The 13,257-nt window shown below is 46.8% G+C and carries 9 protein-coding genes; 2 read left to right on the top strand and 7 right to left on the bottom strand.

Annotated features, from left to right (window positions below; genetic code table 11):
* Nucleotides 1-7 precede the first annotated feature (7 nt).
* A complete protein-coding gene (locus LL912_RS20160; RefSeq protein WP_235555412.1) occupies nucleotides 8-1,510 on the top strand; it encodes a phytoene desaturase family protein in 1,503 nt (500 codons plus the stop codon).
* Nucleotides 1,503-3,173 carry a C45 family autoproteolytic acyltransferase/hydolase gene (locus tag LL912_RS20155; RefSeq protein WP_235555411.1) on the top strand — a complete coding sequence of 557 codons (1,671 nt, stop codon included), beginning with the start codon at nucleotides 1,503-1,505 and terminating at the stop codon, nucleotides 3,171-3,173. Before LL912_RS20160 ends, LL912_RS20155 begins: the two co-directional genes overlap by 8 nt.
* A gap of 393 nt (nucleotides 3,174-3,566) precedes the next feature.
* Here the strand turns inward: LL912_RS20155 and LL912_RS20150 are convergent, their stop codons facing one another.
* From LL912_RS20150 to LL912_RS20120, 7 genes are all read right to left on the bottom strand, one after another.
* Nucleotides 3,567-4,847 carry a glycosyltransferase gene (locus LL912_RS20150; RefSeq protein ID WP_235555410.1) on the bottom strand — a complete coding sequence of 427 codons (1,281 nt, stop codon included), beginning with the start codon at nucleotides 4,845-4,847 and terminating at the stop codon, nucleotides 3,567-3,569.
* 319 nt (nucleotides 4,848-5,166) lie between these two features.
* Nucleotides 5,167-6,048 carry a hypothetical protein gene (locus tag LL912_RS20145; protein WP_235555409.1) on the bottom strand — a complete coding sequence of 294 codons (882 nt, stop codon included), beginning with the start codon at nucleotides 6,046-6,048 and terminating at the stop codon, nucleotides 5,167-5,169.
* A gap of 88 nt (nucleotides 6,049-6,136) precedes the next feature.
* Nucleotides 6,137-6,928: a M12 family metallopeptidase gene (locus LL912_RS20140; RefSeq protein WP_235555408.1), complete on the bottom strand. Its 792-nt coding sequence runs from the start codon at nucleotides 6,926-6,928 to the stop codon at nucleotides 6,137-6,139.
* Between the two features lie 393 nt (nucleotides 6,929-7,321).
* Nucleotides 7,322-8,686 carry an alpha-L-fucosidase gene (locus LL912_RS20135; protein WP_235555407.1) on the bottom strand — a complete coding sequence of 455 codons (1,365 nt, stop codon included), beginning with the start codon at nucleotides 8,684-8,686 and terminating at the stop codon, nucleotides 7,322-7,324.
* 119 nt (nucleotides 8,687-8,805) lie between these two features.
* Nucleotides 8,806-10,029 (bottom strand): DUF4998 domain-containing protein, encoded by a 1,224-nt coding sequence (locus LL912_RS20130; RefSeq protein ID WP_235555406.1) that lies wholly within the window; start codon nucleotides 10,027-10,029, stop codon nucleotides 8,806-8,808.
* A 34-nt stretch (nucleotides 10,030-10,063) separates the two neighbouring features.
* The gene (locus LL912_RS20125; RefSeq protein WP_235555405.1) at nucleotides 10,064-11,305 is read right to left on the bottom strand and encodes a DUF4959 domain-containing protein; all 1,242 of its coding nucleotides are present in this window, start codon (nucleotides 11,303-11,305) and stop codon (nucleotides 10,064-10,066) included.
* A gap of 26 nt (nucleotides 11,306-11,331) precedes the next feature.
* Nucleotides 11,332-13,251, bottom strand: a complete 1,920-nt coding sequence (locus LL912_RS20120) for a RagB/SusD family nutrient uptake outer membrane protein (protein ID WP_235555404.1) — start codon at nucleotides 13,249-13,251, stop codon at nucleotides 11,332-11,334.
* Nucleotides 13,252-13,257: the final 6 nt, after the last annotated feature.

Genomic DNA, 13,257 nt, shown 5'->3' with positions numbered 1-13,257 from the left:
GATATTTATGCATTACGACGTTGTCATTATCGGAAGCGGCCTGGGTGGCCTTTTATGTGGCAGCATCCTTGGTAAGGAAGGGCTGAGGGTATGTGTGGTGGAAAAGAACAAGCAGCTGGGCGGTAACCTGCAAACCTTTTCACGCAACAAACAAATTTTTGATACCGGGGTGCATTATATCGGCGGCTTGAGCAAAGGCCAGAATCTCTACCAGATATTTCGTTATGCAGGCATTATGGACCGGCTGCAGCTCGAAAAGATGGATGAGGCCTTTGATCATATCCTGCTGGAACATGATCCGGATATATATGTCCAAAGCCAGGGCTACGATGCCTTCATCAGCAATCTCACTGCAGCTTTTCCGGAAGAAAAGAATGCGGTTATCCGCTATTGCAGGCTGGTAAAAGAAGTGTGCAGCAGATTTCCGCTCTATCATTTAACCACAGATGATGCGTCCGCTAAAGACGAAGTGCTGGGTTTAAGTGCGCAGGAAACCATCGCATCGCTTACTTCTAACAAAAAACTACAGGCGGTACTGGCCGGAAATAACCTGCTCTATTCCGGTGTTTCAGGCAAAACGCCCTTCCATGTACATGCGCTGATCGTGAATAGTTATATCGAAAGCAGCTGGAAATGCGTGGATGGAGGTTCACAGATCGCCAAACTACTGGCAGCGGAAATAAAAAAACTGGGCGGCACCATTCTCCGTAATTGCGAAGTAAAAAAAATTACGGAAATCAATGGAGCCGTTTCCCATATTGAAACAGAAGACGGCAACACCGTCAGCGCCCATAATTTTATCTCCAATATAAATCCCGCAGCTACTTTAAAAATTACAGATTCTGCATTGTTAAAAAATGTATACCGCAAACGGATTACGGGCCTGGCAAACACCGTATCATCTTTTTCGCTTCATCTTGTTTTAAAACCAGGATCTGTACGCTATAGGAATCACAATTATTATTTTCACAAAGCAGATTCCTTGTGGCATCTGAATGATTATACAGAGGCCAGCTGGCCCCTGGGCTACGGGTTGTATTTTACCCCGGACCGGACTGACCATCATTATACAGCCACTGTTTCCATCCTTACCCCTATGTGGTTCCGGGATGTGGAGCAATGGAGAGACACGTATAACCGGGTGGGGAAAGCAGCCATTCGCGGAGAGGATTATGAAACCTTTAAAAGGCAAAAAACAGAAAAACTGCTGGCGCTGGTAAACGAGCGGTTCCCCGAAGTTGTAGCCAATATCCAATACAGTTATGCCGCCACGCCGCTTACCAACCGGGACTATATCGGTCTGGAGGATGGCTCTATGTACGGCATCCAAAAAGATTATAACAATCCTTTGCAAACGGTGATCAGTCCGCGTACCAAAATTCCCAATCTGTTTTTAACAGGCCAAAGCCTCAATTTGCATGGAATTTTAGGAACTTCGCTCTCCGCGGTATTGACCTGTAGCTTAATGCTGAATGATAATACCCTGGTGGATAAAATAAGAAATGCTTAAACGAAGTAAATTTTTAAGAAGGCTGTTACGGGTACTGGCGGTGATCGTCGTACTGTTCGGGTTATTGTTTGCTTACCTGGTTTGGGTATCCGACATCCCGGCCCCGGAAATAAAAGACGCTTCCGCGCTGCAACTGCAACGCCGGCAGCCGGATACCGGTTTGTATACGATCAAGAACAGCTGGTTCCGGAAAAGCAATTCAGGACTCTATGAATTGTATGTGGAAGGTGCTCCTTTTGAACGGGGCGTGATCAATGGAAAACTGAGCAAAGAGCTAGTGCAGTTGCAGGAAGACTATTTCAGCGCACAGATCAACAAAATGGTGCCTTCAAAATTTTACCGCCATTTTTTAAAATACTTCATCGGCTTCTTCAACCGGGATTTGCCGGATTATATTACCGATGAATACAAAGAAGAGATCTTTGGCGTATCCCGGTCGGCCTCGGATAATTATGGCTATATCGGCAATAAATACCAACGCATCCTGAACTATCATTCGGCACATGATATTGGTCACGCCCTGCAAAACCTGGCGCTGGTGGGCTGTACATCTTTTGGTACCTGGGGCAGGGCATCGGAAGACAGCACGATGATTATTGGCCGCAATTTTGATTTTTATGTGGGCGATGATTTTGCGAAGAACAAAATCGTAGCATTTGTAAACCCCGGCTCTGGTCATAAATTCATGAGCGTTACATGGGGTGGGTTTATTGGTATCGTATCCGGTATGAATGACCAGGGACTTACAGTAACCATCAACGCAGCCAAGAGCAGTTATCCCACCGGCGCAGCCACGCCGGTTTCTCTGGTTGCGCGGGAAATCGTACAATATGCAAAAAATATCAGCGAGGCTATTGCCATTGCTCAAAAGCGGAAGATGTTTGTATCTGAATCGTTCCTGGTTGGTTCCGCCGCTGACAACAAGGCTGTGATCATTGAAAAAACACCCGACTCACTGTCGGTATACGATCCCAATAAAAATACCATCCTTTGTACGAATCATTTCCAGAGTAGTGCGTTATGGAACTCAGGGCCGAATAAGGAAATGCGGGAGAAAAGTTCTTCCGTTTACCGCTATAACCGGCTCAACCAGTTGTTAACAGCCAACGGAAAGAACTCCGTTCAAAAGACCATTGCTATCCTCCGCGATTACCGGGGTATGAACAATACCGATATCGGCCTGGGCAATGAAAAAGCCGTGAACCAGTTTATTGCGCACCATTCCATTGTGTTTGAACCTCAAAAATTATTGGTATGGGTTTCAACGGCGCCCTGGCAGCTGGGGCCCTATGTATGCTATGATCTTAAAAAAGTATTTGCCCTGCAGGGTATGCAACAAAACCGGGAGATTAGTGAGGCTGCCCTTACCATTCCGGCAGATCCCCTGATTTATACTCCCCAGTTTAAACGTTTTGAACAATTCCGGGCATACCGTGCAAGAATCGATAACGGTGAAAAAATAAACCCCGACAGCCTGGTGGCAGAAAACCCGAGTTTTTACAATAGCTATATCATTGCCGGTGATTATACCTACAACAACAAAGACTTTAAAAAAGCAGCTGCCTTTTACCAAAAGGCGTTAACCCTGGAGATCGCCAATCACGGCGAGCGGGAGCATGCAGCAGCCATGCTAAAAAAAGCACAACAAAAAACTGCACGCTGATGTGTTGTTCATTGGTTAAACAGATTTTTGTTTCCTGCTGATCTCCGCAGTTAAAACACAACGCGGATCCACGCTGGTTTAATTTCCCAATCTTATCCGTGGCAAGTTCAAAATGAGCGACGGAAATCCTTGCATTCCTTTTATCTGCCAATCCAACCAGGGCCAGCTGTTCAGACGATACCTATGGGCATAGATACGCAGATTTGAAACGTAATCTCAAAAATTTACAGCCATAAAAACAGCGCTGCATGCCTTTTACAACACAGCTTAATGGAAGACCGGGCCCCAGACTTCAAGGCTACAACGATAAATTGATTCTGCAAGGCGTAATCTGCGTATCTGTGGCAATAAAACACCGCGTTGACTATGCGGCGGTAATCTTTACCAATATTCCTAAACGCTTGCCGGCATCCGGATCGGCTGTACTGGTATTTTAAAATAGGCTTCCAGCCTGGAAGCCGCTTCTGCAGCACCGTTCTCCGCTTCCATCAAACGGCCCACCTTCAGCACAGAAGCTCTGATCGCATCCTGGTCGGCAGCCCGGATGGCATCTAAAAGTTTTTGCGCCGTTAGTTTCTTAAAAGGGAGATGCGCCCCCCAGCCTTTCCGTTTCACAAACCTCCCCCAGATTGGCTGATCGCCCAAAACGGAAACAACCACGACCGGTATTTTGGCCCGGAGCCCGGCACCAACCGTTCCAATACCACCATGCACAACAACCAATTTGCATTGCGGAAATAACCAGGCATGGTCTACTGCCTTTACTTCAAACAGCCGCTCACTTTTAGGCAGCGCTGTTGCCTCACTCCAGCCCTGGCAAAAAATATAACGCTCGTCGGTTTGGTTTAGTAAATGTTCCAGAATCCCATAAAAAATGGCAGGATCCGGCACGGGGAAACTTCCAAAACCAATATAGATGGGTGGCGTTCCCCGCTCCAGCCACCTGGTAATCGCATCCGTTGTGCCGGCCTCTTTTCCGGCCTTCAGATCTAAAAAGCCGGTGATGTCCGCTTCCTGTGGCCAGTCTGCAGGCCGCTCAAGCAAAAAACGGCTGAACGCATGTAACTGCAGCACCTGCTGCTCATCGATCTTCTTGGGTAATGGTTCTTCAAGTGGTGGCAGTTTTAGCAGTGCCCGCTGTTCCTGAACATCTTTTTTATGTTCTTTCCAGAAAAGCCACCGCATCAACCGGTATGTAAACCGGTTATAAATCGGAGCATTGAAAAAATCAAGTCCCAGGTATGGGAACACCGCTGTTGGTACCGAAGGAACGGTTAACTGAACAATCGCCCAGGGCTTTTTCAAACGTTCTGCTACCGAAAATACCCATGCCACAGTAAGTGGGGTTGCGATCAGCACCTCAAAATTTTCGCAATAATGCACCATATTTTCCAGTACGGCTCTCTGGCCTTTCCGGATGATCTTTCCTAACTCCCGCAGATATGTGATCACATTGCCGGATTTAAGAATACCTGCTATTTCCGGAGATTGCAGTATTTTCTGCGAATCCACTGGAAGCGGATAAAAGGGAATCCCGTATTGTGGTACAAAATCAGAGAAATTCTCATTTCCCACAATACTTACACTGTTTCCTTGTTCCTTGAGTTCCAGAGCCAGTGCGATATAGGGCTGTACATCTCCCCTGGAACCGAACGTAATGATACCGTAATGCATCGTTCCGCTAATTAGTCTGGTTAAATAAATACAATTTTAATGCTCACAATCGCAATAAAAATAGTATTTATTCATAAATAAACAAGAAAAATAAATTTTTTCTAAAAAACCAGGAAATCAAACCATTAACATTCCCGGACCCGGCAGCGGTTAATATGGAAAAATCCAGAGCATTCGGTCCACTGCATGAAGTGGACCCTATCTTTCCCGCGTAAATCCGCAAAAGATAAACAACTACTTTTATATTAAGAGGATTTATGGCCGGTTAGCGAAGGGCAGGGAATGGTTCCGGTGTTGACTGAAAGCGATGAACAGGCGATTAAAACAGGTATCCCAGGCCGGCCCCGAAAGCAACACTGGTAGTGGTTACCCAGTTCAGCCGAGTGTCGATCGTGCTACCATCGGTATAGTAAGCCCTGTCTGTACCTTTCCATGCGTCAGCATGTACAATGCGGTAATACCCCATTATTCTTACTTTTTGCCGGAGCGCGTAACCCATTTCCACGCCGCCGCCAACCTGGTATGCGTTCGTATGATGCCGGAAGCTAACGGGCTTTGCAAATTTATCAATCAGGTTCCATAAGGCTGTTGCCTTGTAGTTTAAAAGGCCTCCGGAGCAATTGAAGCGGATATCGAACCGGTCAAAGACACCCATAGCGTTCAAACCTGCGCACACCCCCATCCACGTTGTTTTATAAGAACTGTGCAGATCGCGCACGCTTTCTTCATCTCCGATTAACAGCGCTTCCTGTTTTTTTAATGTATAGCCGACAAAGGGGCGCATCTGAAAATCTGCAACAGATCCTATATCATAGTTTACAGCCGCTTCCGCTGTAAGATCTTTCCCTCTGCTGTTGAACTGTTCGTTATAATAATTACCCTGACGGCCGTCATCGGCATAATCGCGGTCTATCACTCTTCCTTTTTCAATATTGCTGTATCCGGCATTGAGCTCCATCCCCCAGCGGTTATTAAAATAATAGCGACCTGTGGCATTCCATAATGTCCCCCGCAGCCGATGCCATATCAGCTCAGATAGAATATCCGGATCGCTTCCATTTTTGTTTCCCGCAATCGACCAGTGCAGATTAGAGGTACTGTAACCGGTTGAAAGACTGATTTCATTTTTTTGCGCATGAAGCGGAAGGGCATTCCAGCATTGCAGCAGCAGTCCGATAATTAAGATCCTTAATAAACCCATATCACCTAAAATTAAGGTTTTGCGCTTATTCAAAAAAGTACCCGGCCACTGCCGCGCTCGACCGGGTACACTTCAAATACCGGCATGTTTATTTTGGATAAACCGTGCCGATAAATGATTTATCGGTGGAAGAAAGCACCGTATTCCAGCCCACCGCAAAATCGCCGATTGTCAGCTCCTCCTGTACCGGGTAATGCATGATCGAAGCCATATCATAGGCGCTGTAATTTGTTTCAGTGGTGCTGTACTTCTGAAAAATGTTAACATCCACCTGTTGCGTGGTCCAGCCCTGCGTTTGTTTATAATATTCATAAACTTTGGGCCTGTCCCAGGGAATGTCGGCCAGCGGATGCTGGTGTTCGTGGATCATTCCCAATGCATGGCCAAATTCGTGGATGGCCACACGGCTAAACTCGTTATCAGGTGTTGAATTATCGAACCATCCGAAATTCATGGTGGCTTTACCACCTTTTATGGCGTACGCATCGGTACCTATATACGACCAGGACCCACCGGGAGAAAAGGTTACGCGGATGGGGGCTTTCCGGTCATTGGTAACAAAATTGAATTTTATGTTGGCATAGGTTTCCCATTGCTTTGCGAATTGGATCACCTTGCTTCTTACAAATGCTGTACCGCCATTCAAACTCACCGTAAGAGTGGTTCCGTTCGGCCACTGCTTTGCTTTAATGGTTGCTCCTCTTGATGATACTCCTTCGGGGTAAAGTTCGGTGCAAACCTTCAGGTTCAGGAATTCGGGAGCAATAACTGCAACTGCTTCCGGCTGTTCATCCTTCTGTTCATTTACTCCGCTTTTCTGGCAGGCAGTAAACGCGCCGGTTGCCGCCAGCAGCAATAGGGCCATTTTAACTTGTTTCATAATTTGGGTATTTGATTTGGTGAATAATTGTGGTTTAAGGGCAATCAGCGTCAGGGGCCGATCCCTGAACACAGGGAATTTCCGGATTCTTTCTCATGTAAAACAATTTATACCTGTATCAAAACAGATCGTTACGGATCCAATGCTCCTTCATATAAAAGCTCTATAAATATACATTTTATTTTAAAAAAACAAGCTTTTGTCCGTTTCGCCTATCCGGAAGGGATGCTGGTATCTTCACTCCGGTTATGGCACTATCGTACGATTGCCAGATATGGCTGCCAGCATCTGGGCATCGCTCTTAGGATCCTCAAACCGGTCGGAAAAAAAAAGGCTGTCTCAGATTCCTGAAGACAGCCCGGAGCCAATGTCCCCTCCAACTTTATTGTGCTGCTATTCTAAGTTATTGGCGAGCATCAGTTCGATTACAGGAACCGCATACGGCGGCTTTTGCGGCGGCAATTTCAGTTCCAGGTCATTCCCCGAGGTTGTGTACTGTATTTCCGAAGCATCATGCAGGAACTGAGCGTACTTTATTTTACCCTTGTAACCGGGCAGGGTCAGCTTTCCGTCGGCAGGGTAATCAAACAGGTGCAGGTACAGACGTTTTGTATGCGGATTATAAGTCACCCGCATATTTGATGTTTCCGGTAAAACATAGGCATCCGCGGGGTAGGTACAGTTGTATATTGAACGCTGATTGGCATCCATCCAGTATCCAAGGCTATCCAGTGCGCGGTTAGCCCGGTAATCAAATTGCCCTCTTGCAGTGGGGCCTACATTCAGGATCAGATTGCCGCCATTGGCTACTGACGTGATCAGCAGATCGAGCAACTGCCGCTGATTCTTCCAGGTATGCTCATCGCGATGATACCCCCAGGAACCGGAAAAGGTCTGACAGGTTTCCCAATACTTGCCTTTGTATTTGGTCAGCTCCTCGGGCTTTACCTGCTCTGGTGTTTCAAAATCATACCCGTCGGTATAGTCATTCAGATCCATACGGTTGTCCAGGATAATCTGTGGTTGCAGTTTCCGGATAGTTTTGATCAGGTCCATGGAAGCCCAGTCGTTTCGCCCTTTTCCAAATGTTCCGGGATAGGAAAAGTCCAGCCAGAGGATATCAATTTTCCCGTACATGGTCAGCAGTTCAGTGATCTGGTTTTTAAGATACTGCTGGTACCTTTTCATATCCTTCCCCTTGTTTGCGGCGGCATAATCAGCTTCGGTACCTTTATCAATCCGTTGCGGATGTACCCCATCGATGGTAAAATCCGGATGATGCCAGTCGATGAGCGAATAGTAAAAACCGATCCGGATACCTTCCGCCCGGAAGGCATCTACAAACTCCTTTACCAGGTCGCGTTTGGCCGCAGTATTGGTGGATTTGTAATCGGTGTACTTCGAATCAAAAAGACAAAACCCTTCATGATGTTTAGTCGTTAATACTGCATATTTCATGCCGGCGTTCTTTGCTTCACGCGCCCATGTTTTGGGATCAAATTTATCGGGATTAAAATTGTCAAAATATTTCTGATACCCGGCATTGGTGATCTGTTCATAATTTTTAACCCATTCATGTCTGGCCGGAAGCGCGTATAATCCCCAGTGAATAAACATTCCAAAACGGGCATCCTCCCACCATTGCATGCGTTGTTTTTTTTGCTGTGGGGTTTCATTAAAGATGGACTTTTGCTGGGCCCCCGCATTTGTGCTCAGCAGGCAGCACCAGCCAAGTAGAATCAATACTGTTTTTTTCATTTTTTAAAATTTATATATGGTTAAACCTGACAGGTGCAAACCTGGTAGCAGGCGGCTTGTACACGTTACACCGGTTATTCATGACGAAGATGCGCGCTGTTTTTGAATCCAATACCGCTTTACAACCGGTACCAGAAACTAAGCTGACTAAGATTTACATAATTCGAATTATTGACGGTTGCTTTAAACCGAACACGGATAAACCGGATCGGGGGCGGGTTGCTGATGAAATTAAATTTCACAGCGTTAATACCGTCATCGGTTCGAACCGCATCTGCAAGCAGCGTCCAGCCCTTCGCATGCATCTGGTTTGCCCATTGCGGGTCATTGCCTGGCATTGCCGGGAAGGCACCCGTGGTATCGGCTATGCCCCATACCTCGAATTTAGCCGGGTTGTTACAACAATTCCTACCTGTTTCTTCAATTGCGGAAAGGTCGGTATAGATTTTTCCCATATCAAAACTAATGGTACCAGGCAAGGGAGGCGTTCCTGAATTATGATAAATATTCGGATATTCCTGAGGCCCAACGCTTCCATTCCACAAACGGAAAACGCCGGTCTGGTCTTCATAATTGGCCATATCGTATGCATTGTGGACCACCGCAAACAGGTTTTTAGGAACCGGCATCTGGATGGCAAGGGACAAAGTATCCGGCTGGGGCACTTGAAACGTATCTATGGCATTTGAGGAGGGTAAGAAATAGGACCGGATCCATAGCTTTGTCCCCGGTTTAAAAAGGGGTATGGTTGTTACATCTCCTTTAAAAAGGACACTATCGAGTTTGCCGCTTTGCTTGTAGTACCACAGTTTCGAAAAAATATTGGAAGAATCTGTTTTGGTAAAAAAAAGCCGGATGGAATCTGTGCCCACCAGCTCCAGCGGGTTTGCTGCATTCAGTTGCCGGTTGTACAGCGAGGATTCGTAAATGGGGCCGTATAATTTTACAACCGGTGTTTTTTGTCCGATGGAACGGTTTCCCCTGGCATCATATGTATACAGGGTAAAGTTCTGAACATTGGATTCCTGCAGGTTGGCGGTAATGAGCGCGCGGATTGTATCGGAAGTATTGCTACTGGTGGCAGGCAATACCAATGAGTCGTTACCATTGTTCCAATAGATCACATATTTTGAAATAGAAGGATCGGGGCTGGGATTCCATTCCAGCTGTACCCGTAAATTTCCGGGTTTGGCACGAAGGCCGGTAATGGTTCCCGTATAGGTGATCTCTTTATTATCCAGGTACTTTTTATAATCATCGGCCTGCCGGCTGCACCCCGTGTACACGCTGCTGATCCATATTCCGCAGAGCGCAAAAATTAAAATTGTTTTTATAGTATTCATAGCCCGTTCTTACATTAAATGATAAAAAATAAACTTATCTGGGATCGCCGTAAAAAGTGAGTTCCATAATATGCGCAAATGTATTATCACCACCCCAGTTTTCCGGAACAACCACACGCATAAACCGCACCCTGGGAGCAGCAAAGGACACATTGAACTCGGTTCCCTGGTTGGCCCATGCCCGGTCTGCATCGGTGGCTGCCGATGGTGGATTTCCGGATGGTGGATCCGGGTACCGGTAGTTGCCGATATTGACCCAATCTCCGATGACAGTGCCTTCCGCCGCTGTCATCGGTGGCTTGAAATCACCCGGCTGTTCGGCATTGGACCCCCACAGGGTAAATGTTTTAGGATTCCCATGCCCCCAAAGGTACCCGTCCCTGGGCCACAGTTTAAATCGGCTGAGTTTGGCGGACACGCCCATCCCGAAGCTGGTTGTAGGTGGCAACACATACGGTACGCGCTGGTTGGTATGCCAGCCGGATCCTGCGTTACCGTCCCACATATAAGGTGTTAACCAGCCATACTGATCTGTTGGACTGTCGCTACCCAGGTGGTACTCAAAGAACCGGCTTTTGTCCAGTGTGATCTCATAAAGCGGGCTGATGGTTTTAAAGATGGTATCTGAATGATTGCCCCATTGATCTGTAGTATATACGGCCACCGGTTTGGGCAGGGTATCAAACCCTCTTGCGGCGAAACTGATCTCCTTAAAATTGGAAAATGTTTGTTGCCGGATGGTATATTTTTTAAAATACGGATCATTGTATAAAAAGACCACGCCCACATTTTGCTGCAGGCGGTTGATACCGTTTACGCGCACGCCGGCAAAATCCGGGGTCATTGCCAGGGTTTGTGCTACTACCCGGTATACCGGTGTATCCGGGTACACTTTTACGGTTACAGGATCGGATTCCACATTGGCACGGCTGACCACCCGTAACGTAACCTCATATTCTTTTTTTTCTGCAAATCCGTTTACCGTAAGCGTATCGGAATAATAGCTGGACTTTGTTTCCAGCGTTGCACCGGTTTTATCGTTGATGGTATAATTGGCTTTTACGTACAGGATATTCTCCGATTGCGGCAGATCATAGGTTACATAGGCCCCGCCGTTAAAATTAGTTACTTTAACGTTGGTGATCGTTCCGGGTTTTGATGTATCGTTCGACAATGGATCATTATAATCCGCCCGCTTCTGACAAGCCGCTATAAAAACTAACAGAGCGGCCAAAAAACAGGATATAAACAGGTATTGAAAACGATGATTGCTCATATAAAAAAGTTTAAGGATTGCTGCAATTATTTCCAGTAGGGGCTTTGTACGAGATTCTCATTGTACTGAAGCGCTCCGTCAGACAGTGGCCAGAAATAATCCCTGACCGTAAGGCTGGGTATGAATTGAGTTACGGGTATATAAAAATCAGATGGATCGTGCTGGAAAACAGACCAGCCCTGAACCGGCTGCGCCATTATGGTAGTCCACTCTTTCCAGCGGCGCAGATCCCATCCGGCCTTTGCCTCAAAACAAAGCTCCACCCGGCGCTCGCGGTGAATGATCTCCCGCAACCCATTTTTTGTAAGGGGTTTCCCGGGGTTAAACGAATAGCTGGCCCAGGATTCTACTACGCCTTTTAGCCCGGCCCTGGTCCGCACGCTATCCACATATGCATACGCTTCCGGAGTAGGGCCACTGCTTTCGTTCAAACATTCTGCATAAAGCAGGTAAAGATCTGCCATCCGCATTCTCGGAATCCGGAATGCCGTTTGGGAAAAGCCGTTCTTATCAAAAACACTTAAATAATGCACCAGTTTTTTGGGCCAGATACCTGTAACATTGAGTCTTGAGTTATCCTTTGGGGCTGCAGGGCCGGTTCTTGCCTGCACAAATATGGCAGCATCCGGATCCAGTACCCCATTGCCATACCATACACCGCCGTCGAAGCCAATATTGGCATAGTACCGGGGCTCCCGGTCAAAATTATTTTTGATGGTCTGATAATCCTGCCCGATCAGGTACTTATTTTCAGCGTTACCCGTTTTCAACGAAAAGCGGTTGGCATAGTCCCAGGTTTTATCTTCATTGATAGGCACCCCGTTCTTTGTATAAAAAAGATCGGTGGTACCGATGGGCACAGCCAGTGTACCCGGTGCCGCGCCGAGGTTAAAATCAGGCACCAGCCTGGGAGTGGAATTGGCCTGCTCATAATAGATCGTGTTCAATGCCCAAACCACTTCGTTGTTCAGATCCCATTTTTCGGTTACGGCATTCTGAAGGGTCAACACCTGCCGTAGTATGGAAGGCAGATTGGCGGGCAGATTCGCAGGCCTTATAAACTGGTATAACCCCAGGTTCTGTTGCTGCGCTGCATCTATTGCCGCCTTGCAGGCTGCTGCTGCTATAACCCATTTGCCTGCATCGACGGTTGTGGAAAACAGTAACTGCCCGTCATGATTTTTATAGTTGGCGTAATCGGGGTTACCATTAAATAAAGGACTGGCCTGAGTGGTACGGATTTCTGCCTTTACCGCCAGGGCGATCACTTTTGTGATCCGGCCCAACTCGCGGTTAATGTCTGTAATCACCACCGGGAGATTGGGTACTGCTTCATCAATCAGCTGTACCGCATAGTTAAACACCGAATCTACCGGCTGCCGTTTTACCCGCAGTTGTTCAATGGGTGTGGTAATATCCTGGTTTTCCTTATAAATCGGCACCGGGCCATACATCTTTGCCAAAAAATAATGATAATAGGCCTTCAGAAATTTTAATTCGGCAATCCATCGTCCTTTTTCAAAGGCCGTCAGGTCGATAGGCTTATTGATATTTTCAAGCATGATATTGCACCGGCGGATGGCCTGAAAAACCGCTGCGCCCCCATAGCTTCCGTCCCAATAATTCAGCACAGGGTTCGATACGTTCTGTGTACCGCGCATCAGCTGGAAGCCGGCATCAAAAACTTTTGGTCCTTCCCCGATAGTGGCCGGATACATAATTTCCCCCGAGGTAGTAAAAAACGGATCTGTTGTCGCATTCCCAAAAGACTGCAAGGTACCGTAGCAGGCAAACAGGTAGTTTTCTGCTTCATTCCTGTTCCGGAAGGCATAATCGATCGTACCAACGTTTTCAGGGGTTACATCCAGAAATTTTTTACAGGAGGATGTAATGCCCGTTATCAACAGGAAAAGTAAAAACCAGGTAGTATATCTTGTATTGCTCATGAGCTT

The organism is Niabella agricola (assembly GCF_021538615.1).
In the GTDB taxonomy this organism is placed as follows: domain Bacteria; phylum Bacteroidota; class Bacteroidia; order Chitinophagales; family Chitinophagaceae; genus Niabella; species Niabella agricola.
This window is presented reverse-complemented; position numbering and strand designations above follow the sequence as displayed.